We start from the raw sequence: 25,833 nt of genomic DNA on the forward strand, positions 1-25,833 counted from the left end.
TCAGCTGCCCGATTCCTCTGAATACAAAGGAATTTTAATGGCCATTAGATCTTCACCCATAATCGTGTTTGGAAAAATCGCTTCGCTTTCCTCTTTTAGCCTCTCAGCATCCTCCGGAGTATACCGTGAGCTGATATGCGTAAGGATTAGATGCTTAGCTCCCGCTTTCAAAGCCGTTTCTGCAGCCTGAACGGTGGTCGAATGATAATAGGCTGATGCCATTTCCGCTTCTTCCGCTGAAAATGTAGCTTCATGAACAAGGTAATCCGCCGATTCAGCAAGAATGAGCGCATTGCTGCACATTCTTGTATCACCAAGAATCGTGATGATCCGGCCTTTTTGCGGAGCACTGATATAGTCCTTCCCATTTAAGACACGGCCATCATCGAGACAGACCGTTTGTCCATTTTTCAATGCTTTAAAAAGAGGACCCGGCTTCACACCTTCAGACCGCAGCCGGTCGACCAGTAAGCTTCCAGGACGATCTTTTTCCACAATCCGGTAACCGATGCTATAAATGCCATGATCAAGCGACATGGCCGTCACTGTGAATTGTTCGTCCTCAAACACTTCGCCTTCTTCTATTTCGATGATTTCCAAGGGATATTTTAAATGAGTTCCACTCACCTGTAAGCTCGTCATAATAAATGCATCTATGCCTTGTGGACCATATACGGTCAATTTATCCACTCCGCCCTGAAAAGATCTGCTGCTTAAAAATCCAGGTAGTCCGAAGATGTGGTCACCATGTAAATGGGTGATGAAGATCTTTTCAACCTTTCGCGGTTTGACCGCCGTTTTTAATATTTGATGCTGTGTTGCTTCCCCACAATCGAATAACCAAACCGTCCCACGTTCTTCCAATAATTGAAGGGCGATTGATGTCACATTACGCGCTTTAGCCGGAACGCCAGCGCCTGTACCCAATAAAACGAAATCCACTCATACTACCTCCGTTGCAAATACTTTATGACTTAACTATAGCATAACCAAGGTGCTCTTTCATTTATGACCCATTAAAACCGAAACCAAATTAAACTTTTAATGAAATATAGAGAAAAAAATGCGCAAATTGATTGCTTTGAGGGAAAGCTAAACGTAAAATTAGAAATTGGTACACATACGGGAATTCCAACTTTATAGACAGATTTAACGGAAAGTTGAGGTTTTAAACATGACAGAAAACAATAAACCCACAGCATTGATCATGATTTTTGGTGCTACCGGAGATTTAGCGAAAAGGAAATTGTTTCCTTCCATATATCGACTATTTCAAAAAGAGAAAATCAATAAGTTCGCCGTCGTTGGAGTGGCAAGGAGGCCATTGACGAACGAGGAGTTTCAAACAAGTGTCAAGGACTCGATACTTACGTTCGGACATGCGGAAGAAAAGGTCGACGAATTCATTTCCCATTTCCATTATCACTCCCACGACGTTTCCAGCTCGGAATCATACCTGCAGTTAAAAGACATTGCCGAACAATTAGACGGACAATATCAATTAGAAGGAAACAGGATCTTCTATTTGGCGATGGCGCCTGAGTTTTTCGGAACGATTGCCGAACAGATTAAAGCACAAGGCCTGAGTGACACGGATGGATATAAGCGCCTGGTCATAGAAAAGCCATTTGGACACAGTTTCGAAACAGCACAAAAATTGAATGAGCAGATCCGAACTGCATTCGCTGAAGATGAAATTTACCGTATCGATCATTATTTAGGTAAGGAAATGGTACAAAATATTGAGGTCATCCGTTTTTCCAATGCCCTATTCGAGCCGCTTTGGAATAACAGATATATATCCAACATCCAGGTTACTTCAAGCGAAACACTTGGCGTTGAAGAACGCGGGCGTTATTATGAAACCAGCGGCGCCCTAAGGGATATGGTCCAAAACCATCTGCTGCAAATGGTGGCCTTGCTAGCCATGGAACCCCCGATCGCTTTGACTACAGAAGAGATTCGAAGCGAAAAAGTGCGGGCATTGCGTTCACTTCGACCAATGAAAGTGGACGAAGTCAATCAATACTTCGTCCGTGGCCAGTATGGTGAAGGAACGATAGACGGTCAAACACTTCCGGCCTACCGCAATGAACATAACGTAAATCCGGAATCCAACACAGAGACATATGTTGCGGGTAAATTGATGATTGATAACTTCCGATGGGCCGGTGTTCCTTTTTATATCCGCACCGGTAAGAGAATGGATGTCAAATCAACGAATATCGTTGTTCAATTCAAAGATATCCCAATGAACCTGTATTATAAAACGGAAGAAACACTGAACCCGAACCTTCTCGTTATTAATATCCAGCCTGACGAAGGTATCACATTGTACCTAAATGTGAAGAAATCCGGGACGACATCCAATACAAAGCCAATGAAGCTGACCGTCTCGAACAAAGGGATCGAACACATCAATTCTCCCGAGGCATATGAAAAGCTATTGTTTGACAGCATGCGCGGGGATGCTACAAACTTTACGCACTGGGACGAGGTTGCCCTCTCATGGAAGTTCGTCGATACCATTTCCAATGCATGGGAAAACACTAAAGACGAGTCTTTCCCTAACTATGAAGCTGGATCCACAGGTCCACTTGCATCCGATGAACTCCTGGCAGAAGATGGACATATTTGGTGGCAAGTCAAGAAAAACGAAAATAATAATGATTGAAATGAAGAAGGGACGCAGATTTGAATCTGCATCCCTTTTTTCATTCATGAAACACTTTTCCTCAGCAATTTATCACGGATAATATTATACATTTCCTTTGGCTTGGACATTTCTTCCTTTACTTCCGAATTGAGCCAAAATGAAACACCGAATTCTAAGGCGATGAAAAATAAAAATATGGCTACAGCCCACCAGATGATGAACATAAGTCACCCGCTCCTTCTCTCTTCTATCTGCCTACTGTATCCTACGGTCCGTCCATCTCTTTCAATGTTTATATTCCTTTTTCCGCAGGTGTTTAAACCTAAAAAGCCAAGGATGAATGACATACATCATACTATGTTTTCCCTAAAAAAGGTAAATTAATTGGAACTATTTACAACTAGTTCGTCTTTACCATTTTTACCCTTCCAACCTCTTTATAGAAATAGAATGGTAAGTCCTTGCTAAGGTTACACTAGAAAAGGCGCCAGTGACGGCACCACTAACTTCGATGCGGAGGGATTAAACGATGGACATTCGTGAAGGATTAATTCCAACAGCCTTGGGCACAGCCGTGACAGCTGCGGGTTATGCAATGAAGCAGACCCGGGGCTCAAACAAAATGGTAGCTAATACAGTTTTTGGTTTCGGTTTGGCACATGTTGTACTAGGGGTCATTGACCTTGTAGAGCATCGGAGATAGTAAAAAAAAGCCGGCTTAAAAGGGAATCCCCTTTTAAGCCGGCTTGAACTTTTTATTTTTCCATCCATTCGGTATGGAACGTTCCTTCTTTATCAATGCGTTGATAAGTATGAGCTCCAAAATAGTCACGCTGAGCTTGAATAAGGTTAGCTGGCAGCGTTTCTGTACGATAGCTGTCGAAATAGGCAAGTGCTGATGACAAGCAAGGAACCGGGATTCCATTCATCACTGCCGTTGATACCACCTCACGCAAAGCTCCTTGATAGCTTTCGACGATTCCTTGGAAGTAAGGATCTAGAAGAAGGTTGTTCAAGTTCGCTTCACGATCGTACGCTTCCTTGATTTTTTGGAGGAATTGTGCACGGATGATACAGCCGCCACGGAAAATCATCGCGATTTCCCCATATTGCAAGTTCCAGTCATTTTCTTCTGATGCTGCTTTCATTTGTGCAAATCCTTGTGCATATGAACAGATTTTGCTCATATAAAGTGCTTTACGGATACTTTCGATCAAAGCCTTTTTGTCGCCTGTAAATGATTCGGCTTTTGGCCCACGAAGGATTTTACTAGCTTCAACACGCTCGTCCTTGATTGCTGAAATAAACCGGGCGAATACGGATTCCGTAATGATTGGAAGCGGAACACCAAGATCAAGCGCGCTTTGACTTGTCCATTTCCCAGTACCTTTTTGGCCAGCTTTATCTAAAATGACATCGACCATCGGCTTGCCGGTTTCTTCATCATATTTTTTGAAAATATCAGCAGTAATTTCAATTAAATAGCTATCAAGTTCCCCTTCATTCCATTCAGAGAAGACTTCATGCAATTCTTCAGCAGATAATCCAAGAAGATTTTTCAGAAGGAAATAAGATTCGGAAATCAATTGCATGTCTCCGTATTCAATACCATTATGTACCATTTTAACATAATGACCTGCCCCATCCGGTCCGATATACGTGCAGCAAGCATCCCCATCGACCTTAGCTGAAATGTCCTTCAAGATCGGTGCAACCAGTTCATATGCTTCTTTTTGGCCTCCAGGCATGATGGATGGACCTGTCAGAGCTCCTTCTTCCCCTCCTGACACGCCTGTACCGATGAAATGGATGCCAAGCTTGCTTAACTCCTCATTACGGCGCTGAGTGTCCTTGAAGAAGGTATTCCCTCCATCAATAACGATATCACCTTTTTCAAGTAACGGTTTTAATTGCTCGATTGTTGCATCCGTTGCAGCTCCGGCTTTAACCATCAATAAAATTTTGCGGGGTGTTTCCAAAGAATTGACGAATTCTTCAAGCGTATAAGCGGCTGTTACGTTTTTGCCTTCCGCTTCCTTCATCATTTCGTCCGTTTTTGATCCTGAGCGATTATACACGGAAATTGAATATCCCCTGCTTTCAATATTAAATGCAAGGTTCTTGCCCATTACGGCTAGTCCGATAACGCCAATCTGCTGTTTTGTCATGATTCATCTTTCCCTTCTCTATATCTTTACACAGCTTGTACGCTAATCTTTGTCAAAAGAAGGATCATTCCTCCTGGATTGCTCAAAGAAATCTTTACTGAAGCTAGTGTCTGTTCCAATTGAACGATTTTTCAAGGGTAATCCCTTTTTAATAATATTTTCTCCGTACTTATTTTGCAAGTGTTCCATCGCTTCATACAGAGGTTCTTTTTCTGCATCCTCTTGAAAGGAGAAAATATCCAGTTGCTTGAAGGCCGACTCTTTTTCGATGACATCATAGGCAGTGACACCAAGAAGCCTGATTCCTTCCCCATTCCAATTTTTCATGAATAGATCGATAGCTCCATCCAAAATATCCTTTTTTTCAAAAACTGGATTAGGAACCGTTCTGCTTCTCGTTATAGTGCGGCGGTCTTTGTAACGGATCGTCACACCTATTTTTTGACCAAGCAGGCGTTTATTTCTCAAACGGACGGCTACCTTACCGGAAAGCTTTTCCAATACACCAATCAGTTCTTTTTGGTTGGCAGAGTCATGCGGAAGAGTTGTCGAGTTCCCAATGCTCTTATGCTCAAAAATCGCTTCGGGATCCACTACCCTGGGGTCGATTCCATTAGCCCTATCCTTCAAACGGATGCCATTGATACCAAGTAGCTGCTTAAGTTGACTATCATTGGCGTGTGCAAGGTCCCTGATCGTCTTTATCCCGATAGTTTGAAGCTTTTCCGAGGTCTTATCCCCGATGCCGTGCATTTCGCCAACTTGTAAAGGCCAGAGCTTTTCCGGGATGTCCCGTTTCCTTAACACGGTGATTCCCATTGGCTTCTTCATATCAGAAGCAGTTTTGGCCAAAAATTTATTAGGGGCAATCCCGATGCTGCAAGGGAGATCCATCGTATTAAAAATTCTTTCCTGAATGCTATTGGCTATATCTAAAGGCGAACCCAATTCAGCGCATTCACTAATATCCAGATACCCCTCATCTATCGAAACCGGTTCAACCATCTCTGTATATTGCCTCAATACATCGAAAATAGCCAGTGATGCCTTTCGATAGCGCTCGAAATTCGGTTTCTGAATGACTAATTGAGGACATAGTTTTTTTGCCTGCCAAATCGGCATGGTCGTTTTAACCCCGAACTTCCTCGCCTCATAGCTGCAGGTGACGATTATCCCCCTTCTCTCTTCAACATTGCCCGCAATGGCAAGCGGTTTGCCTTTCAATGAAACATCATATGACATTTCCACTGAAGCATAGAAACTATTCATGTCTACATGGAGAATGACCCTGCCATTTTTGGGATACATGTCCTTCATGTTTGACCGTCACATCCTTGTAAAAATAAAAAACACCGGATAATAGGGACAATAAAAAACCATTTCTATTAAGGTACCCCTATTTATCTTTGGTAACCTCGGTGATAGATGCTCCACTCCAAGAAAAACAGCCATCATGTCATTGATGACTGTATTCCTTCAATACTTTGAACGCTTTCCAAATATATACGAGTTCTTGCTGATCAATGTCGTAATCAAACGGCAACACCGATTACTTAATAAGGCACCGTTCAAAGGGTATAAATCAAGAATTTCACGGGTTCAATCGACAAGGCATATTCCTCATCCTTCGCAAGAAATGCTTCGATTGAAAACTCCTACATTACCCTGTCATATTGCAGGTGATTATTCCCCTGATACTTCTTTGATGATAGTGACGACCATTTCAGCTAGCTTCGTTAATTCCTCAACCGGAATTCTTTCATTCGTAGTATGGATATCTTCATAGCCCACTGCGAGATTGACAGTAGGGATGCCAAAGCCTGCAATGACATTCGCATCGCTTCCTCCGCCGCTTTTAACCAGCTCGCATGGACGGCCGATTTTCTCTGCTGCCTTCCTTGCGATTTCGACTACATGATCACCAGCACCATATTTAAAACCAGGATACATGACGTTAACTTCAACTTCAGCACGTCCGCCCATTTCAATGGCTGCAGTCTCGAATGCCTCTTTCATTTTCGCTACCTGTATTTCCATTTTTTCAGGAATCAGGGATCTTGCTTCTGCAAGGATTTCCACATGGTCACAAACAATATTGGTTTGCTGTCCACCCTGGAAACGTCCGATATTGGCTGTCGTTTCCTCGTCGATTCTGCCTAATGGCATTCTAGAGATTGCTTTGGCAGCGATCGTAATGGCCGAAACGCCTTTCTCAGGAGCGACACCAGCGTGAGCAGTCTTGCCTAAAATGGTTGCGGACACTTTCGCCTGAGTAGGTGCTGCAACAACCACATTGCCCACTTTTCCATCACTATCAAGTGCAAAACCGAATTTAGCCATTACAAGGGAGCGATCCAATGCCTTTGCACCAACCAAGCCAGATTCTTCACCGACTGTTATGATGAATTCGATTGTTCCATGTTCGATATTCTGTTCTTTCAACACTTTAAGCGTTTCTAACATGACCGCTAATCCAGCTTTGTCATCCGCCCCTAAAATGGTCGTTCCGTCTGACACTATGTATCCATCTTTGATGGAAGGCTTGATTCCGTTCCCAGGAACAACCGTATCCATATGGGAGGTGAAATAAATGGTATCCACGCCTTCTTTCATTCCTTTTAAAGTACATACTAAATTCCCTGCACCATGACCGGTAACTGCTGTTGTATCATCTTCAAAAACTTCTACACCCAGTGCCCCGAATTTTTCTTTCAGCACTTTGGCGATGGCTGCTTCATTTTTCGTTTCGGAATCAATCTGCACCAATTCCATAAATTCATTAACTAAACGTTCTTCATTAATCATAAAATAAAACCTCCAAAAAAGTTTTCCTCTTTAATTATACTTCTAAAAGCCGCGCCCCGGCAAATAATGTGAAAGGAAGAACCCAGCCTGATAAAGCATGCTGGTCATTTCCCTGCCAGAAGGCCTTGTTAAAAAGGTGAATGATGACTTATTATGGTTTTCTTTAAAATGAGATCTTCCCAGTATGGAAAAGAGCCCAAAACAGATAGTTTGGGCTCCTTGCAATGTTGATCACAACGGGATATTTCCGTGTTTTTTCCATGGTCGAGTTTCTTTTTTGTTACGTAGCATTTCTAAAGATTGAATGATCTTAATCCTGGTTTCACGGGGATCAATAACATCATCCACCATTCCAAGACTTGCGGCAACATATGGATTGGCGAACTTCTCACGGTATTCTTCAATTTTAGCTGCACGTGTCGCCTCCGGATCTTCGCTATTTTGTATTTCACGGGCAAAAATGATATTTGCCGCTCCAGCAGAACCCATTACCGCGATTTCAGCATTCGGCCATGCAAACGTAAGATCCGCACCGATGGATTTACTATTAAGTGCCACGTAAGCTCCTCCGTATGCTTTACGCAGGATGATCGTCAATTTTGGTACTGTCGCTTCCGAATAAGCATATAGGAGCTTTGCACCATGACGAATGATCCCGCCATGTTCCTGTTTAACGCCCGGGAAGAAGCCCGAAACGTCTTCAAACGTAATTAGCGGAATGTTAAACGAGTCACAGAAACGAATAAAACGGGCAGCCTTATCTGATGAATCAATATCAAGCCCCCCTGCCAACACCTTTGGCTGGTTACAGACAAGCCCCACTGATTTCCCTTTGATGCGCGCCAAGCCGACCACTATGTTTTTCGCAAAACCCTCTTGAACTTCCATAAAGGAATCCTCATCGACAACCTGCTCCAATACTTTCCGAACATCATATGGACGGATCCCTTCATAAGGTACTACATCCGTTAAGTCCGGACGGTAGTCATCTCCATCGTCCGCATCCAAAACCGGCGGCTTCTCTTCATTATTTTGTGGAAGATAGCTCAGGAGACGTCTAACGTCCGCCAATACTTGCTCCTCAGACGCCCCCTTGAAATGGGCATTACCGCTTATGGTATTATGTACAGTCGCTCCACCCAATCCTTCAGATGAAATCTTCTCACCTGTAACCGTTTCAATGACTTTAGGCCCTGTTATGAACATTTGGCTCGTTTTTTCAACCATGAAGACAAAGTCGGTTATGGCTGGGGAATATACGGCTCCGCCTGCACAAGGTCCCATAATAACCGAAATCTGTGGAATGACCCCTGAATAAATCGAATTCCGGTAAAATATTTGGCCATATCCGTCAAGCGAAACTACACCTTCTTGAATACGAGCCCCGCCAGAATCGTTCAAACCAATGAATGGTGCTCCATTTTCCGCTGCTAAATCCATAACATTGGCAATTTTCAGAGCATGCATTTCACCGAGTGCTCCGCCAAAAACAGTAAAATCCTGTGAAAACAGATAAATGTCGCGGCCGTTGACCTTTCCGTAACCGGTGACAACCCCTTCTCCAGGTCCCTCTTCCTTTTCCATGCCAAAATTGGTATTACGGTGTTTGATAAAAGGATTAAGCTCTATGAAAGTACCCGGATCAACTAAAAGTTCAATTCTTTCCCTTGCAGTAAGTTTGCCCTTTTCATGCTGCTTATCGATTCTTTCTTCACCGCCGCCCATTTCCACTTTGCGGCGTCTGTCATATAGGTCATTGATCGTATCATATATGTCTGTCATTCCTGCTCCTCCTTTGATAATGCTTGTTCACAAAGCTCATATAATACACCCGCGGTTGACTTGGGATGAACGAAAGCTACATCCGCATTGTGCGCTCCCTTTCTTGATGAATCATCAATCATGCGCAATCCAGATTCTTTGATTTCTTTTATTCTATCTTCGATGTCATCGACGCCAAGGGCCACATGATGAATCCCTTCACCGCGTTTTTCGATGAATTTGGCGATTGGGCTTGCCGGTGACAACGCTTCCAACAACTCCAAACGCGTATTGCCTGCCAGGATGAAGGCCACTTTCACTCCTTGGCTCTCCACTGTCTCGATTCCTTCAAGTTGCAATTTCAACGTTTCCGTGTAAAGCGGCAATGCTTCATCCAGTGACTTGACGGCAATACCGATATGATCGATATTTTTAATCATCATAAAAACCTCCATGCTATGTATTATTGGATGACTCCATTAAAATACTACTAATCTTGCATTAAAACCTTTTAAGATTCGGAATAATATGAACATTATACTTTTACTTGTTTCTACTAAATGTTCAAGTTAAAATAAAATCAATTAAACTGTTTTAAGGGAGAGGGCATATGGGAAACAAGAAAATCAGAAAAATCGTCGTTTATTTAATGCTTATCTCAATGTTATTAACAAGCTTATTATCAGGTATCGCATTTCTTTTGTAATAGACACCGTGATGGGGAGGGGAGCAAAGCTTCCCTCTCTTTATTTTATCGCTCCATTTTTCTTTGCCAACGTTTTGAAATCCTCGGCCGATATGGTGATCAACACCTTAGTGCCGATGGGGACTTTTTCGTACAATCGCTCTACATCGGATTTATGCATCCGTACACAGCCATTTGATATGTATTTACCAATTGATGATGGCTGATTCGTACCATGAATGCCGTAAATCCTCCCATCGGTATTTCGTGCATCGAATCCAATCCACCGCGACCCCAGAGGGTTTCTTGGATCGCCTCCAGGAATATTCTTTTTCCGGTAATATGGATTGACCGCTTTTACTTTTACCGTGAAAATACCTTCAGGCGTCAGTTCCTGACTCTTTCCCGTACCGACCGGCAGAATCTCCTTGACCTCGTTATCATCAATGAACGCCAATTTATTGTTGGCTTTATTGATGATGATAAACGGATCGCCAGGCTTGACCGACTGAGGTTGGGCTTGTACCTGAAGCGGCCACAAAGATAGCATAAGCAACAAAGTAAGGATCCATTTCATTTGTATCAATTCCTTTACTTTTTTGCTTAGTTTAAGCCAAGTGCCTCTTTTTCATTCGGTTGCTGGTCAGCTTGGGCAACCCCTTGAAAGAATGCTTCAACAATAAATAGCGCTCCATTTCCTTCATGAGCTGCAGCAATGCGGCCCTGGATTCGAACTCTTCCCGTGTCTGCGGCAGTGCCATCCCCCTAAAATGAATCTCCATTTCTTCAAGCTTTTTCAGATAAAGAATGGCCGTATTTTGCGGGTGGACGTTTTCTGCCAAATCTTCTATAAAATCAGCCACTATCCCGCTTTGCTTGACGACCAACGGGATATTCGTGACTAGGGGAAGAATTCGTTCAATTATTTCAAACTGCTTTTCACGCATTTTGAAATAATGGTAATACAGGTCTTCTTCCCTTAAAAAATGATTTTCCACATCCCTGAAGGCGAGGCTTTTGGCCTGATTAAGAAGATTGGCCGTTTCGGTGATTTCCTTACCATCCCATGTGTGATCATTATCCCTTAAGTAGCGGACAATCCCCATCAAGATCGCACTAAAATTAGTTTCGATACTTTCCTGATAGGCCAGCAGTTTGTCATCGACACTGGGCATGTACAGATTCATGACAAGCGCCACTCCAACTCCTACTGCAATTAATATCGTTTCATTGATCAGCAGGGAAAAAGTGATATCACCCGACCCATATAGGTGCATGATGATGACGCTGCTCGTCACAATCCCCTCATTAATCTTCAAGGCAACTGTCGTTGGAATGAAAATCAAGAGGATCAAACCTATTACCAGCGGGTGGAATGCGATGAACTGAAACAATAGGGATGCATAGGCCATTGCAATCAAACAAGCTAATAACCGGTGCCAGGAGGCATACACCGACTTTTTTTTCGTAACTTGAATGCATAAGATCGCAATGATTCCCGCAGCAGAGAAATATTCGAGATTAAGCATTTGTGCAATAATAATTGCCAGGGTGGCCCCCAAAGCAGTTTTAATCGTCCTGTATCCGATTTTAAACATTGTTATGTATCACCTGGCTCTTTCTCAATCTATTATAATACTATCAGGAAATGAGATATTTTCACAGTCCTTTGCGAGTTAAATTTCCAATTTTTCTAAATACATTCACGCAAAAATACATTATAGGAAAAAAATAAAAAAGGTAACCTAAACGTTACCTTTTTTCACAATTATATACTATTTACTTTAACTTATAAAACTTTTTCCAAGAAGTCTTTTGCACGCTGGCTTTTCGGATTGGAAAAGAATTCTTCAGGAGCACTTTCCTCAACGAGCAGACCCCCGTCCAGGAATAGTACTCGATCGGCCACTTCTTTGGCAAATCCCATTTCATGCGTTACGATCAGCATGGTCATCCCCGTATGTGCCAGTGACTTCATAACCTCGAGCACTTCTTTTACCATTTCGGGATCAAGCGCTGAAGTCGGCTCATCGAAAAGCATTACTTCCGGGTTCATTGCCAATGCCCGTGCAATCGCGACCCTTTGTTTTTGTCCGCCTGACAGACGATTCGGATAAGTAGATTCTTTATCGGCCAAACCGACTTTAGTCAAGAGCTCACGAGCTTGTTTTACAGCCTCGGCCTTTGATAGTTTTTTCACCTTCATAGGTGCATATATCAGATTCTCCAGTACGGTTTTATGTGGAAATAAATGAAAATGCTGAAATACCATTCCGACATTTTCACGCACCTTCATGATATTGGTCTTTTTTTCAGTGATGATTTGATCTTTAAACCTGATTTGACCATCAGTTGGAGTTTCAAGCATATTGATGCAGCGCAAGAAAGTTGATTTTCCCGAACCGGATGGACCGATGATCGCTACCACTTCACCCTGTCCTATCTCGGTGCTGATTCCTTTTAAAACCTCGAGCTTACCATAATTTTTTTTAAGTCCATCAATTTTAATCACTGCGTCTCATTCTCCTTTCAATCACTTTGCCCAAGATGGTGAGAATCATGACCATCACATAATAAATGAGACCGGCAAATAAAATCGGCTCGAAGAATTTATATGTCTCACCGCCGACAATATAAGCACGGCGCATGATATCCCCTAATCCAATAATTGTGACAACGGCTGATTCCTTCGTTAAGGAAATCAATTCGTTAACAAGGGATGGCAGGATATTCTTGATGGCCTGCGGAAGGATAATATTAAGCATCATCCCTGAATAGGGAACCCCAAGTGCAAGTGCAGCCTCTCGTTGGCCTTTATCGACCGCTAAAATGCCGCCCCTGATAATTTCAGAAATATATGCCGCTGAATTTAGCCCGAATGCTAAAAATGCTGCTTGGAACGCTTCGATTTGAATCCCTAATATTTGTGGCGAACCAAAATAAATCAGCATTAATTGCAGCACCAAAGGAGTACCGCGAAAAATGGATGTATAAAAGTCAGCAATCCAATTCAATGGCTTGATTCTGCTGATTTTAAGTATAGATAATAATATTCCCAAAACAAATCCGATTACTGCCGCTACCGCTACAACCTTTAATGTAGTGGGTATCCCCTCCAGGATATATGGAAGGGAAGGCATAATCCTTTCAAATTCCAGATTCACTCCATTCATCCTCTCTTATGAAGACCATTATCGGTCCTTTCTCCTGCTTTATTTTTTTTAACAATAAAGCGCGGAAAAACGTTCAGAAGGCATTCTGAACGCTTTTCATCTCTCCGTTTTATTCAGTTTCACTGCCACCGAACCATTTTAATATTAATTTTTCCATTTCGCCATTTTCCATCATTTTTTTCAACTCGGCATTGAATTCTTCAGTTAACTTGCTTCCTTTTTGGAAAGCGATTGCCGAACCGGCATCTTGATCACCAGACTCGATCAAATGGCCCACCAACTCTTTATTATCTTTCAAGTAGCCTTTAGCAACAGTATCTTCCATGATCACGGCGTCAAAACGTCCTGTTGACATTTCTTGAACAACTTCAGGAATACGATTCCGTTTTTCAACTTTCATCCCGATATTTTGGGATTTATTCAAATCATTTGCCAATGTCTCCTGGATGGATGCAAGCTGTACGCCTACCGTTTTCCCTTTTAAATCTTCAACAGTTTTGATCTTACTGTCCTCTGTCGTGATGATCATGTTTTTAGCTGTATAGTAAATGTCACTGAAATCGACTGATTGCTCACGTTTTTCAGTTGGAGTCATTCCAGAGATAACGAAATCGACCGATTTATTTTCCAAAGCAGGCACAAGACTATTAAAGTCAATGTCCTTCACTTGGACCTCATAACCTAATTTTTTTCCGATTGCTTTAGCGATATCAATGTCAAATCCTTGAATTTCATCACTTTTAGACGTTTCAACAAATTCAAATGGCGGATAATCCGCAGATGTTCCCATTACCAGAACCTTTTTGTCTTCTTTGTCAGCTGTGTTCTTATCTTCTTTCTCTGATGTTCCGCATGCCGCTAAAATACCTACTAATAAAACAGAAGTAAGCAACAATGCTAACTGCTTTTTCAACTTCATTATTATTCCTCCAAAATGATATTTTCAATTCTCTTGTTATTAAATTTGGTTTAGTTAAAATTCGAATAACTAATATTCATACACTAATGTGTATTTTAACACACTCTAATAATTATTCAATAACGTAAATAATAGATTCATTTTTCAGAATATTACTATAATTCCATTTCTGGATTCGCGCTTTTCCTTAAAGGGAATATTTCGGCTTCCTTATCTATCTTCTTTCCTAAACGTTCCTTATTTATGCAGATTCATGAATAAAAAAACCCGCCGATTGGGCGGGTTTTTAGGTTATCGCTATGGTTTACACTTCTTCGCAATATTGATCGAAGTAGTCTTGTAATTTTTCTACTACAGACATCGGGTGGTGTCCTTCAATTTCATGGCGCTCTATCATCGTGATGATTTTTCCATCCTTAAGCAATGCAAATGATGGAGATGACGGCGGATATCCTTCGAAATAATCACGGGCTTTCTCCGTCGCCTCTTTATCTTGCCCAGCAAAAACGGTTACAAGCTGATCTGGGCGTTTATCATTATGGATTGCATGTGCCGCTGCAGGTCTAGCTATTCCCCCGGCGCAGCCACAAACGGAGTTGACCATAACAAGTGTCGTTCCTTTTTGTGCAAATACTTCCTCTACTTCCTCGGGAGTAGTCAATTCTGTATATCCAGCAGTCTTTATCTCATCGCGAGCCTGTTTGACTACGTCGTTCATTAAAAAATTAAAATCCATATTCATGGCATGTTCCCCTTCCAAGTTTTCTCTTCAATCCTATCATAACAATTGCCACTTCGTGATTCAATAAATTTACCTGTCAAAACTGCATAAACCATTTCTGAACACGTTTAAAACGAAAGGTAAGCGGGAATCATGTGTGTAACAACAAGACTTACAAAAGGATGGGGCAGGCATGGGAGACAATCCACGCCTGCCCCATCCCATTTCTTTTTAATTTGACTTAAATGTATCGGTAAAAGATTGAAAGGCCTGCTTAACAGCAGCAGTGACCGTTTTATTCCCTGACATCACTTGATTCTCGAGAATTGGGAGAAGACTCTTGACGGTTTCATTTTTATAAAACATCGTTTTAAGCTGGTGATCCATCAATGAATAAAGCCATTCCCTAGATTGCATTCTTCTCCGTTCTTGAAAAACACCCGATTCCTTGGTCAAATCGGAAAATTCATTCATTACATCCCAAAGCTCAGGAATTCCTTTACCGGTTATGGCTGAACAAGTATATGCCTTTCCTGCCCATCCCTTTGTTGCTGGCTGAAGGAAGTGCAAGATTCTGCTATATTCGGACTTCGTCCTAATCGCCAGCGGAATGTTCTCTCCGTCAGCTTTATTGACCACAATTCCGTCCACAAGTTCCAGAATCCCTTTTTTCATCCCTTGTAATTCATCTCCGGCACCAGTAAGGACAAGGAGCATGAAGAAGTCAACCATACTTCGAACTATAGCTTCACTCTGACCGACACCGACAGTTTCAATCAGTATCACGTCAAATCCTGCCGCTTCACAAAGCAACATCGTTTCCCTCGTTTTGCGGTGAACTCCTCCTAAGGTGCCTTCGGATGGAGAGGGTCTTATGAAGGCATGGGGGTTTCTTGCCAGCTCCTCCATCCTTGTCTTATCGCCTAGTATACTTCCGCCATTGATCGAAGAGCTTGGATCGACGGCTAGAACGGCAACCTTATGGCCCCTGTCACATAAGTAGGTTCCGAACGCCTCTATGAAGGTACTTTTTCCGGCACCGGGCACCCCGGAAATCCCGATGCGAATCGAATTTCCTGTATGAGGAAGGATGGCATGCAATAATTCCTGTGCATGATCCAAGTGGTGGGATGCATTGCTTTCAACCAATGTAATCCCTTTAGCTAGCTTGGCCCTATCACCTTTTATGATTCCCTCTTTAAGTTCATGGATCGGTATGTTTACATTATGTTTTTTGACGAATTTGCTTTTAGAAGGTTTGTTATGGCTTGCTGCTAATTCTACACCTGGCTTTAATGAAGAAGCAAAACCTTCCTGATTGTTAGGATCGACCCATTCGGGCTTCTTGTCTTCACTCATTATTGAGCCACTTCCTCATATCCGAGGCGATTGTATATTTCCTGAAGCACTTTCTTTGCTGCCTGTGGAATGACCGTACCAGGTCCAAAAATGGCTGTAGCGCCATTTTCCATTAGGTAATCATAATCCTGTGCAGGGATGACGCCGCCTACGATCACTATAATGTCCTCACGTCCCAAGTTCTTCAGTTCCGTCATAAGCTGCGGCAACAATGTTTTATGGCCGGCAGCAAGCGAACTCATTCCGACTACATGCACATCATTTTCCACGGCCTGGATGGCGGTTTCTTTCGGTGTTTGGAATAATGGACCGATATCGACATCATAGCCCAAATCCGCAAACCCCGTTCCGACTACTTTAGCTCCACGATCATGACCGTCCTGACCCATTTTAGCCATTAACAAACGCGGTCTTCTTCCTTCATTTTCAAGAAACTCTTCAGTCATGCGGATGACTTCCTCAATTTCTGATTCCTTTGAGTATGCCGAGCTGTATACGCCGCTGATAGAACGGATCGTTGCTTTGTGACGTCCAGCAACCTCTTCGATCGCATCGGAGATTTCACCTAATGAAGCACGTACTCTTGCAGCTTTCACAGCCAGTTCAAGAAGGTTACCTTCGCCAGTTCTGGCAGCCATGGATAGCGCTTGAAGGGCTTCATCCACCTTTTCCTGATCACGTTTCGCTTTTAATTCGCTCAAACGCTTAAGCTGACTTTCGCGAACTGCTGTATTATCTATCTCCAGTATTTCAATCGGATCTTCTTTTTTCAAACGATACTTATTTACGCCTACGATCGTTTCATCTTGAGAATCGATTTTAGCCTGACGCTTTGCAGCGGCTTCCTCGATCCTCATTTTTGGAAGGCCGGTTTCAATAGCCTTCGCCATTCCGCCAAGGCCTTCGATTTCTTCTATGTGAGCCCATGCCCGTTCGATCAATTCATTTGTGAGTGATTCTACATAGTATGAACCCGCCCATGGATCGATTACTTTTGTGATTCCCGTTTCCTCCTGCAGATATAGCTGTGTGTTACGTGCAATGCGTGCCGAGAAATCCGTTGGCAGGGCAATGGCCTCATCCAATGCGTTCGTATGCAGGGACTGTGTATGCCCAAGTGCAGCGGCATGCGCTTCAATAAGGGTCCTTGCGACATTATTAAACGGATCCTGCTCGGAGAGGCTCCAGCCGGAGGTTTGGGAATGGGTTCTCAATGCCATCGCTTTATTATTTTTCGGCTCGAATTGTTTCATCAGTTTTGACCAAATGAAACGAGCCGCCCGCATTTTCGACACTTCCATGAAATAGTTCATTCCTACAGCCCAGAAGAATGACAGGCGTGGTGCGAATTTATCGATATCAATACCTGCTTTCATTCCGGTACGTGCATACTCAAGCCCATCCGCCAACGTATAGGCAAGTTCGATATCAGCCGGCGCCCCCGCTTCTTGAAGATGATAACCGGAGATGGAAATGGAATTGAATTTTGGCATATATTTGGATGTATACTCAAATATATCAGCTATGATTTTCATGGACATTTCAGGTGGGTAGATATACGTATTCCGAACCATGTATTCCTTTAAGATGTCATTTTGAATCGTGCCTGAAAGCTTATCCTGTGTTACGCCTTGTTCTTCAGCTGTCACGATATAAAATGCAAGGATGGGTAATACTGCGCCGTTCATTGTCATTGACACGGACATTTGATCAAGCGGAATGCCGTCAAACAGGATTTTCATGTCAAGAATTGAATCAATGGCAACTCCCGCCTTCCCCACATCACCGACAACGCGTGGATGATCTGAGTCATAACCGCGGTGTGTAGCTAAATCAAAGGCAACTGAGAGCCCTTTTTGCCCCATCGCCAGGTTACGTCTGTAAAACGCATTGGATTCCTCAGCAGTCGAAAAACCTGCATACTGACGTACCGTCCAAGGACGATTGACATACATCGAAGGATAGGGTCCTCTTGTAAAAGGAGCGATGCCTGGCACACTTTCCATATGCTCCAAGTTACGATTATCTTCCTCAATATAAAGCGGTTTGATTTTTATTTGTTCATTGGTTTCAAACAAAAGACCCTCAATGTTTTTCCCAACGGCTTTTTCGGCTTCCCTTTTCCATGCTTCCACCGTACCTTTAACCTCAGACTTAGCAGGATTTATAGTAGAAAAATTCGGTTTTTTCATTTCAGTTCACCCCCAGCTTCTGCAATAATTCCGATAATATGGCTATTGCATTCGTTTTGACATGGATAAAATCTTTGACCCCGGCTTCACTAAGTGTAATCTCAAATTCTTCTTGCTGCTTGCCGGCACTATAAATAGTGATTTCAGGGAATTGCTTTTTAATTTCTTTAATGGTGATTGGCGCTAATTCCGAATAGTCACCATCACTGCCGCAAATACAATAGATAGGGAGCTTGGTCGCAGCTACATAATCGACTGCTTCCTCAACGGTCTGACACCCCTTACTGCCGATTGTTTCAATACCACCTGCTGCAGCAAGACTTGTAACGAAATCTGCACGAGGTTTATAGGATTTAAGATTTTTCAAATTAATTAAACCAATAGTTGGAGCCGTTCCACTTATTTCTTTATACTTTTCACTGCGTAGTCTTAACTGTTCGAACTGAATGGATACCCGATCCAAGTCAAGTGGGGTAATGCCAACCGGCTTCTCAACTTTCATATATGACACATGGTTATCCTGTGTCGTGGTTTTAATCTTATCAGCGGGATTCGGATATACATTCGTTCCGATGATACTTTCTTTTCTGAAAGCCGCATTTTGAACTTTTTCATGGTAAACTTCAGCTATTTCCTTCTGAAGGGTGCCTTGTTTAATTAGCTCAAGAATCCCTCCAGCTGCATCGATTTCAAGGAATTTCGCCCAGGCCTTTTCAGCCAATTCATCCGTTAGTTGCTCAACATACCATGAACCGCCAGCAGGATCGACCACTGTTGTGATATTTGTTTCTTCTTTTAAAATCAAGTGAGTATTACGGGCAATTCTTTCTGAGAAATCATCGGTTTCACCAGTTGCGTGTGTGAATGGATGAATTTGAAGATATTGAATGCCTCCAATAGCGGCAGCGAAAGCTTGGTTTGTTGTCCGAAGAATATTGACGTGCTGATCGTATAGAGTTTCTGTCAACTCGGAAGTAACGGCATGTATCGCCATTTTAAAATGGTCAGATGCTGTATCGAAAGCTTCTGCAAGACCTGCCCAAAGCCTTCTTGCAGCCCGTAGCTTAGCGATGGACATGAAGTAATTTGAATCCACAGCAAAAGAGAATACTATTTTTTCGGAAACCGAAGCAATAGAAAGCCCTTGCTTTTGCCCTTCCAATAGATATTGGACGGCTGCCGATAATCCGTAAGCTATTTCTTGTACGGCATTGGCTCCTCCATTATGGTAGACTGCCGTATTAATCAAAACTGTTTTTAAATCCCTGCCTACCTTCTGATAATCTTGGATCGTCTTCAGCCAGTCTGCAAAATAGTTATCCGTATCTTCTGGCAGCTGACCGCAAATGAGCCATTCTGCAATGGGATCCTCAGCAATAACGCCTGTCAATTGGGTATTTTGTGCTTCGGCAATCGCTTTGAATTGAGGGAATAATCCTTTTTGTTTCCCCTTAAGGTCAATGAAAACCGGGATTTCTTTTAATGGGATATCCTTAAACAATTTTTCAGCCCTTGCTCCCTCGGCAAGCAATCGTGCAGGGTATGCCACGACATTTTGACCGCGCTTGAATGAAGCCTTCATCTTTTCATTTGCTTCTTCCGCCGTGATACCGCTTACAGGTTGAACGACAAGCCAAGGTTTTTCATGATATCCCGTTGGGGACGTTCCTCGGGTGAAAGGGAAGAATCCTGGCAATTCAGCTACTTTTTCCGTTGATTCCGCCTTTTCTGTATAGAGCGGATATAAAGTGATGCCCTCATATGTATTCGTTTTTAGCTTTTCTATACTTTTCCCTTTTAAACTTGCTTCCGCAGCTTCTTTCCACTCTTCAAAAGAAGGCTTAGGAAAGGTTATGTTTTTTACATCTTTCAGTTCCATCTGTAATCGCTTTCTTATCTTTTGCCGCCTCATACGCCCTTTCCCTTCATTGGGAGAACGAACGCTCAGTCAGTTTTGGATAAGAAAACCACCCTCCCGTCAATTTAATCTGGATTATACTAACATTCTACCATATTTTTCTTGAAATTTAAGACAATAGAAATTAGCAAATCTGTTATAAGGGAAAACACTATCCTATTTCGCCTCTTTATAAATCAAGTACAGCCCCTGATCTGTATTAGAACAGCTCTTAATAAAATAATATCAAAAATAAAATTTTTGTCGATGTTTTTCTACGGAAAAGAGAAAACAGGGTTAAACTTTGCTGAACGACTTCGGCATACTTCATCTTTGACTAAATCAAAAGTGAAAGGGAAATCGATAACTGCTAGACTAAATGATGTTCAGGAACCACCCTCATCACCTTAGATATGGTTTCCATCAAAATTTTAAAACAATGATGATTGGAACGGGTTTGCGGGACTCCTGCTTAGAATAGCGCGTCCAGGGAGACCCTATGCCTGGAGTTCCAAACAACGTTCAAATTGTACCAATCATAAAAAAACTGTAGGCAAACTCGATTCATCGAGTTTGCCTACAGTCTAAAGGAATAACCTTCGGGCCTTCCTTTTCTTCATTTTAGTATATGGAAGTGTTATCTTTGGAAATCTTTTCGATGATTTCTTTAACCCTCGCGAGGAATCGTCCGCAAACCAGTCCGTCCAAAACACGATGATCAAGTGATAAACAGAGATTCACCATATCTCGTACTGCAATCATGTCATTTATGACCACTGGGCGTTTTACAATCGTTTCAACTTGTAAAATGGCCGCCTGTGGATAATTGATGATTCCCATGGACTGGACAGAACCGAATGAGCCAGTGTTATTAACAGTGAACGTACCACCTTGCATATCCTCTGCTTTTAACTTACCCGACTTCACTTTGGATGCAAGTTCCTGTATCTCCCTCGCTATACCTTTGATTGATTTTTCATCCGCATTTTTAATGACCGGTACAAATAAGGCATCTTCAGTTGCAACGGCTATTGATATATTGATTTCTTTCTTTTGTATGATTTTTTCGCCTGCCCACATCGAATTGAGCTCTGGAAATTCCGTAAGGGCTTGAGCAACCGCTTTTACGAAAAAGGCAAAGTACGTTAAATTATAGCCTTCTTTTTGTTTAAAGTCGGATTTTAGATTATCACGCAACTTCACCATATTGCTAGCGTCAACTTCCACCATCGTCCAAGCATGCGGGATTTCGTGCTTACTTTTCAACATATTGGACGCAATTGCCTTACGGATTCCGGTAACAGGTATTTCCTTGTCACCAGCAGCAGTCGGCACGTTTGTTACTGGACTGGTTTGACGACTAACTTGAGGGACAATCTCTTTTGGAGCCGAATCGGATATCACGGAAGGCTCATCCGCCTTAGGAAGATTCCCTGATTCAACAAGTTTCAGTAAATCTTTACGGGTGATCCGTCCCTCATTCCCCGTTCCTTTAACTTTTGAAAGATCTATTCCATGCTCCTGGGAAAGTTTTAATACGGCAGGCGAATAGCGAGCTTTCCTTGATGGTTCGGCCGCTTGCTGCACTTCCCTTGTAACAGGTGCATCAACATTTTCCTCACTCTGAGAAACAGCTTGCCCAGCATTATCGTTATCCGTCTTTGCCGTTTCAACTTCAATCGAGCAAATGACTTCCCCGACTGCCAATGTTTGATTCTCATCAGCTTTCAATTCCTTGATGATGCCCGTAAAGGAAGAAGGAACCTCAGCATTTACTTTATCCGTCATCACTTCAGCTAGCGGGTCGTATTTCGTGACATGATCCCCAGGCTTCACTAGCCATTTACTGATGGTTCCCTCTGTGACACTTTCGCCTAGTTGAGGCATCTTCATTAATTCCATAGCCATAATTCGTTCCTCCTTCTTAACAGTCATTAATACTCGGCCAATTCCCTCATTGCTTTTTCCACTTTATCAGGATTCACCATAAATTGTTTTTCCATCGTAGGCGCATATGGCATGGCTGGTACATCAGGTCCGGCCAATCGTTTTACAGGGGCATCCAAATCAAAAAGGCAATGCTCGGCAATGATGGCTGCGACCTCACTCATGATGCTTCCTTCTTTATTATCTTCCGTAACCAGTAATACTTTCCCCGTTTTAGAAGCCGCTTCTATGATGGCATCCTTATCCAAAGGATAGACGGTACGCAAGTCAAGAACATGTGCAGAAATTCCATCTGCAGCTAATTTTTCTGCTGCCTGAAGGGCAAAATGCACACAAAGGCCATAGGAGATGACAGTAATGTCTTCCCCTTCCCTTTTCACATCCGCCTTACCGATGGGAAGTACATAATCTTCAGTAGGTACCTCACCCTTGATCAAGCGGTACGCCCGTTTATGTTCAAAGAAAAGCACTGGGTCTTCGTCACGAATGGCAGCTTTAAGCAAACCCTTTACATCATAAGGAGTGGAAGGCATCACTATTTTCAAACCCGGCTGATTGGCAAAGATTGCTTCAACCGATTGTGAATGATAAAGAGCTCCATGAATCCCTCCGCCATATGGAGCACGGATTACCATTGGGCAGCTCCAGTCATTATTAGAACGATATCTAATTTTGGCTGCCTCTGAAACGATTTGGTTAATGGCAGGCATGATGAAATCAGCGAATTGCATCTCAGCTATCGGCCGAAGCCCATACATGGCGGCTCCAATGCCCACTCCTGCAATTGCAGATTCAGCGAGCGGGGTATCGATGACCCTGGCTTCACCGAATTGGTCGTATAAACCATTAGTGGCTTTAAAGACCCCACCTTTTTTTCCTACATCCTCACCCAATACGAATACACGGGAATCACGTTCCATCTCTTCCCTCATTGCCATTGTCACGGCATCTATATATGAAATCACTGGCATTCTATTACCCCCTTACTTTTGTGCATACACATGATTCATAGCACTTTCAGCCTTCGGATATGGAGCATTTTCAGCATAATCGGTTGCTTCGTTGACTATCTTCATGACTTCATCATTCATTTGTTTCTCAAGGTCATCATCCATGATTCCCACTTCTTTTAAATACGCTCCAAATGTCATTATGGAATCCTTCGTTTTGGCTTCAGCCACTTCGTCCGCAGTCCGGTAGCTTCGGTCATCATCATCACTTGAATGAGGTGTGAGCCTGTATGAAACGGTCTCCACCAGTGTAGGGCCTTCTCCCCTTCGGGCACGGTCAGCCGCTTCTTTCACCGCTGCATACACTTCCAATGGATCATTGCCATCCACCGTTATTCCAGGCATCCCATAGCCAATCGCCCTGTCAGAAACATTTTCACACGATAGCTGTTTCTCAATAGGAACTGAAATTGCATATTTATTATTTTCACACATGAAAATGACCGGTAGCTTGTGCACACCTGCAAAGTTGGCCCCTTCATGAAAATCGCCTTGATTGGATGAACCTTCCCCAAACGTTACGAATGTTACCAAATCCTTACCTTCCATCTTCCCTGCAAGGGCAATTCCAACAGCATGCGGGACCTGTGTCGTTACAGGCGATGATCCAGTGACGATCCTATTTTTCTTTTGACCGAAATGACCAGGCATTTGGCGCCCGCCGGAATTGGGATCTTCCTCTTTGGCGAAACCCGAAAGCATCAAGTCTTTTGCGGTCATTCCGAAGGTAAGTACCACACCTACATCCCGATAATAAGGCAGTACATAATCCTTTTGCCGATCAAGCGCAAACGCTGCCCCAACCTGTGCAGCTTCTTGCCCCTGGCAGGAAATCACGAAGGGAATTTTCCCGGATCGGTTTAAAAGCCACATGCGCTCATCAATTCTGCGGGACAAAAGCATTGTCCGGTACATATCTAAAACCGTTTCCTCATTTAAGCCTAATTGTTCATGACGTTTTTCTACCATCATAAAACCTCCTGACCTTATTCTTTAAGAATGAATGGCACGTCCATCGACAGCAAGGGCCGCTTCTCCGATTGCTTCAGAAAGACTTGGGTGCGGATGAATTGTCTTGCCTATTTCCCAAGGTGTCGCATCAAGCACTTTTGCAAGTCCCGCTTCAGAAATCATATCCGTAACATGTGGCCCGATCATATGAACGCCCAGTATATCATCCGATTTCTTATCGGCGATGATTTTTACAAAGCCATCCGCTTCCCCGAAAACAAGGGCCTTACCAACTGCACGGAATGGGAATTTCCCAATTTTAAGATCATAGCCTTCCTTGTTTGCCTGTTCTTCCGTCAAACCGACACTTGCAGCTTCAGGGCTTGAATACACACATTTTGAAATGAGCGAATAATCCAGCCGTTCCGGTTTTTGGCCTGCGATATGTTCAACGGCCGTAATACCTTCATGGGAGGCAACGTGAGCCAATTGCAGACCGCCGATACAATCACCGATCGCATATATATGTGATTCCTTCGTTTGGAAGAAGTCATTGGTTTCAATAAAACCTTTTTCTTTCACAATTTCCGTATTTTCAAGGCCGATCCCTTCAACATTTGCTGATCTGCCTACGGAAACCAGCATTTTTTCAGCTGAGAATTCCTCTACCGAACCTTTGACTTCAGCAGAAATGGATACTGAAGCATCCGTTTTCAGGGTTTCAGGCAATACCTTGGCACCTGTAACGAACTTGACGCCTTTTTTCGTTAAGAGACGAAGCATTTCACTGGAAATATCATGGTCTTCAGTCGGGATGATTCTATCTGCATATTCCACTACTGTCACTTCCACACCAAAATCATTAAGCATCGAAGCCCATTCAATGCCGATAACTCCACCGCCTACAATAATCATTGATTTTGGCAGGCTCTCAAGCTTTAGAGCTTCATCCGATGTAAGCACCAATTCCCCATCAATCGCTAAACCGGGCAGTGTCTTTGGACGCGAACCCGTTGCAATGATGACATTCTGGGGAATGAGCATTTCATTTTCACTGCCATCATTCATTTCCACGGAAATTGTCCCAGGCATCGGTGAAAATATAGAAGGACCAAGTATACGCCCTAACCCTTCATAAACCGTTATCTTTCCTTGTTTCATCAAGTGCTGAACACCTTTATAGAGTTGATCGACGACTTTATTCTTTCTTTCCTGCACCTTAAGGAAATCTACCTTTACATCCCCGGTAACAATACCGAATTCCTCACTTTTCACTGCAGTCTGATAAACTTCCGCACTCCTTAAAAGTGCTTTCGAAGGGATACAGCCTTTATGTAGACACGTTCCGCCGAGCTTGCCTTTCTCCACGACAGCCGTTTTCAATCCTAATTGAGCAGCCCTTATTGCCGCTACATACCCGCCTGTTCCTCCTCCGAGGATAACGAGGTCAAATTCTTCAGCCAAAACCACTCCTCCTCACAAATACATACTATTGGCACCATTTTTACTTGCCCTATGTTTATTACGTTATTCATGTTGAAAATTCCTGTGTTTATTTAAAAAAACACAGGAATCTAATCTTGTAAAAC

At 42.9% G+C, this 25,833-nt stretch carries 23 protein-coding genes; 3 read left to right on the plus strand and 20 right to left on the minus strand.

Translation table 11 applies throughout. The features are described from left to right. Entirely contained in the window at positions 1 to 942 is a 942-nt protein-coding gene (rnz, locus tag ACIQZD_RS01640; protein WP_402897539.1) for a ribonuclease Z, read from the minus strand. 232 nt (positions 943 to 1,174) lie between these two features. Here rnz and zwf point away from each other — a divergent pair, with 232 nt between their 5' ends. Next, positions 1,175 to 2,674: a glucose-6-phosphate dehydrogenase gene (zwf, locus tag ACIQZD_RS01645; RefSeq protein ID WP_230176988.1), complete on the plus strand. Its 1,500-nt coding sequence runs from the start codon at positions 1,175 to 1,177 to the stop codon at positions 2,672 to 2,674. Between the two features lie 44 nt (positions 2,675 to 2,718). Here zwf and ACIQZD_RS01650 read toward each other — a convergent pair whose 3' ends face one another. Continuing rightward, entirely contained in the window at positions 2,719 to 2,880 is a 162-nt protein-coding gene (locus ACIQZD_RS01650; protein ID WP_402897541.1) for a hypothetical protein, read from the minus strand. 305 nt (positions 2,881 to 3,185) lie between these two features. Between ACIQZD_RS01650 and ACIQZD_RS01655 the strand changes: the two genes are divergently transcribed. Next, positions 3,186 to 3,359, plus strand: a complete 174-nt coding sequence (locus ACIQZD_RS01655; protein ID WP_034308217.1) for a hypothetical protein — start codon at positions 3,186 to 3,188, stop codon at positions 3,357 to 3,359. Positions 3,360 to 3,411: 52 nt separating this feature from the next. Here ACIQZD_RS01655 and gndA read toward each other — a convergent pair whose 3' ends face one another. The 5 genes from gndA to mce all read right to left on the minus strand — a co-directional run bounded on the left by gndA (position 3,412) and on the right by mce (position 9,833). Then, a complete protein-coding gene (gene gndA / locus ACIQZD_RS01660; protein WP_352920090.1) occupies positions 3,412 to 4,824 on the minus strand; it encodes an NADP-dependent phosphogluconate dehydrogenase in 1,413 nt (470 codons plus the stop codon). A 42-nt stretch (positions 4,825 to 4,866) separates the two neighbouring features. Then, the gene (locus ACIQZD_RS01665) at positions 4,867 to 6,141 is read right to left on the minus strand and encodes a DNA polymerase IV (protein ID WP_402897544.1); all 1,275 of its coding nucleotides are present in this window, start codon (positions 6,139 to 6,141) and stop codon (positions 4,867 to 4,869) included. A gap of 366 nt (positions 6,142 to 6,507) precedes the next feature. Then, entirely contained in the window at positions 6,508 to 7,629 is a 1,122-nt protein-coding gene (locus ACIQZD_RS01670) for a tripeptidase T (protein WP_402897546.1), read from the minus strand. A 231-nt stretch (positions 7,630 to 7,860) separates the two neighbouring features. Beyond that, positions 7,861 to 9,411 (minus strand): acyl-CoA carboxylase subunit beta, encoded by a 1,551-nt coding sequence (locus ACIQZD_RS01675; protein WP_241592376.1) that lies wholly within the window; start codon positions 9,409 to 9,411, stop codon positions 7,861 to 7,863. Then, complete coding sequence (gene mce, locus ACIQZD_RS01680) at positions 9,408 to 9,833, minus strand: methylmalonyl-CoA epimerase (protein WP_202190570.1); 426 nt, start codon at positions 9,831 to 9,833, stop codon at positions 9,408 to 9,410. Before mce ends, ACIQZD_RS01675 begins: the two co-directional genes overlap by 4 nt. 167 nt (positions 9,834 to 10,000) lie before the next feature. On the opposite strand from mce, the gene prli42 reads away from it, so the two are divergent. Continuing rightward, entirely contained in the window at positions 10,001 to 10,096 is a 96-nt protein-coding gene (gene prli42 / locus ACIQZD_RS01685) for a stressosome-associated protein Prli42 (RefSeq protein ID WP_155726463.1), read from the plus strand. Positions 10,097 to 10,136: 40 nt separating this feature from the next. Here prli42 and ACIQZD_RS01690 read toward each other — a convergent pair whose 3' ends face one another. From ACIQZD_RS01690 to lpdA, 13 genes are all read right to left on the minus strand, one after another. Beyond that, on the minus strand, positions 10,137 to 10,652 hold the full coding sequence (locus ACIQZD_RS01690) for a L,D-transpeptidase (RefSeq protein ID WP_402897550.1): 516 nt from the start codon (positions 10,650 to 10,652) through the stop codon (positions 10,137 to 10,139). A 31-nt stretch (positions 10,653 to 10,683) separates the two neighbouring features. Continuing rightward, positions 10,684 to 11,673 carry an aromatic acid exporter family protein gene (locus ACIQZD_RS01695; RefSeq protein ID WP_230176992.1) on the minus strand — a complete coding sequence of 330 codons (990 nt, stop codon included), beginning with the start codon at positions 11,671 to 11,673 and terminating at the stop codon, positions 10,684 to 10,686. Between the two features lie 191 nt (positions 11,674 to 11,864). Then, the gene (locus ACIQZD_RS01700; RefSeq protein ID WP_402834979.1) at positions 11,865 to 12,587 is read right to left on the minus strand and encodes an amino acid ABC transporter ATP-binding protein; all 723 of its coding nucleotides are present in this window, start codon (positions 12,585 to 12,587) and stop codon (positions 11,865 to 11,867) included. Further along, the gene (locus tag ACIQZD_RS01705; protein ID WP_034311315.1) at positions 12,580 to 13,239 is read right to left on the minus strand and encodes an amino acid ABC transporter permease; all 660 of its coding nucleotides are present in this window, start codon (positions 13,237 to 13,239) and stop codon (positions 12,580 to 12,582) included. Before ACIQZD_RS01705 ends, ACIQZD_RS01700 begins: the two co-directional genes overlap by 8 nt. A gap of 118 nt (positions 13,240 to 13,357) precedes the next feature. After that, positions 13,358 to 14,161 (minus strand): transporter substrate-binding domain-containing protein, encoded by an 804-nt coding sequence (locus ACIQZD_RS01710; RefSeq protein ID WP_483878399.1) that lies wholly within the window; start codon positions 14,159 to 14,161, stop codon positions 13,358 to 13,360. Positions 14,162 to 14,471: 310 nt separating this feature from the next. Beyond that, positions 14,472 to 14,909, minus strand: coding sequence for a BrxA/BrxB family bacilliredoxin (locus ACIQZD_RS01715; protein ID WP_034308239.1), 438 nt, complete (start codon positions 14,907 to 14,909; stop codon positions 14,472 to 14,474). 210 nt (positions 14,910 to 15,119) lie between these two features. Next, complete coding sequence (meaB, locus tag ACIQZD_RS01720) at positions 15,120 to 16,247, minus strand: methylmalonyl Co-A mutase-associated GTPase MeaB (RefSeq protein WP_402897555.1); 1,128 nt, start codon at positions 16,245 to 16,247, stop codon at positions 15,120 to 15,122. Continuing rightward, entirely contained in the window at positions 16,247 to 18,439 is a 2,193-nt protein-coding gene (gene scpA / locus ACIQZD_RS01725) for a methylmalonyl-CoA mutase (protein ID WP_402897557.1), read from the minus strand. Before scpA ends, meaB begins: the two co-directional genes overlap by 1 nt. Before the next feature lies 1 nt (position 18,440). After that, on the minus strand, positions 18,441 to 20,351 hold the full coding sequence (locus tag ACIQZD_RS01730; RefSeq protein ID WP_402897559.1) for a methylmalonyl-CoA mutase family protein: 1,911 nt from the start codon (positions 20,349 to 20,351) through the stop codon (positions 18,441 to 18,443). 606 nt (positions 20,352 to 20,957) lie between these two features. Then, the gene (locus ACIQZD_RS01735; protein WP_402897561.1) at positions 20,958 to 22,244 is read right to left on the minus strand and encodes a dihydrolipoamide acetyltransferase family protein; all 1,287 of its coding nucleotides are present in this window, start codon (positions 22,242 to 22,244) and stop codon (positions 20,958 to 20,960) included. A 26-nt stretch (positions 22,245 to 22,270) separates the two neighbouring features. Further along, the gene (locus tag ACIQZD_RS01740; protein ID WP_101222514.1) at positions 22,271 to 23,254 is read right to left on the minus strand and encodes an alpha-ketoacid dehydrogenase subunit beta; all 984 of its coding nucleotides are present in this window, start codon (positions 23,252 to 23,254) and stop codon (positions 22,271 to 22,273) included. Positions 23,255 to 23,266: 12 nt separating this feature from the next. Further along, complete coding sequence (locus ACIQZD_RS01745; protein ID WP_048679300.1) at positions 23,267 to 24,262, minus strand: thiamine pyrophosphate-dependent dehydrogenase E1 component subunit alpha; 996 nt, start codon at positions 24,260 to 24,262, stop codon at positions 23,267 to 23,269. Positions 24,263 to 24,286: 24 nt separating this feature from the next. Next, positions 24,287 to 25,708, minus strand: a complete 1,422-nt coding sequence (gene lpdA / locus ACIQZD_RS01750; protein WP_402897564.1) for a dihydrolipoyl dehydrogenase — start codon at positions 25,706 to 25,708, stop codon at positions 24,287 to 24,289. Positions 25,709 to 25,833 lie beyond the last annotated feature (125 nt).

This window comes from Peribacillus sp. NPDC096447 (assembly GCF_044762725.1).
Lineage (GTDB): Bacteria > Bacillota > Bacilli > Bacillales > DSM-1321 > Peribacillus.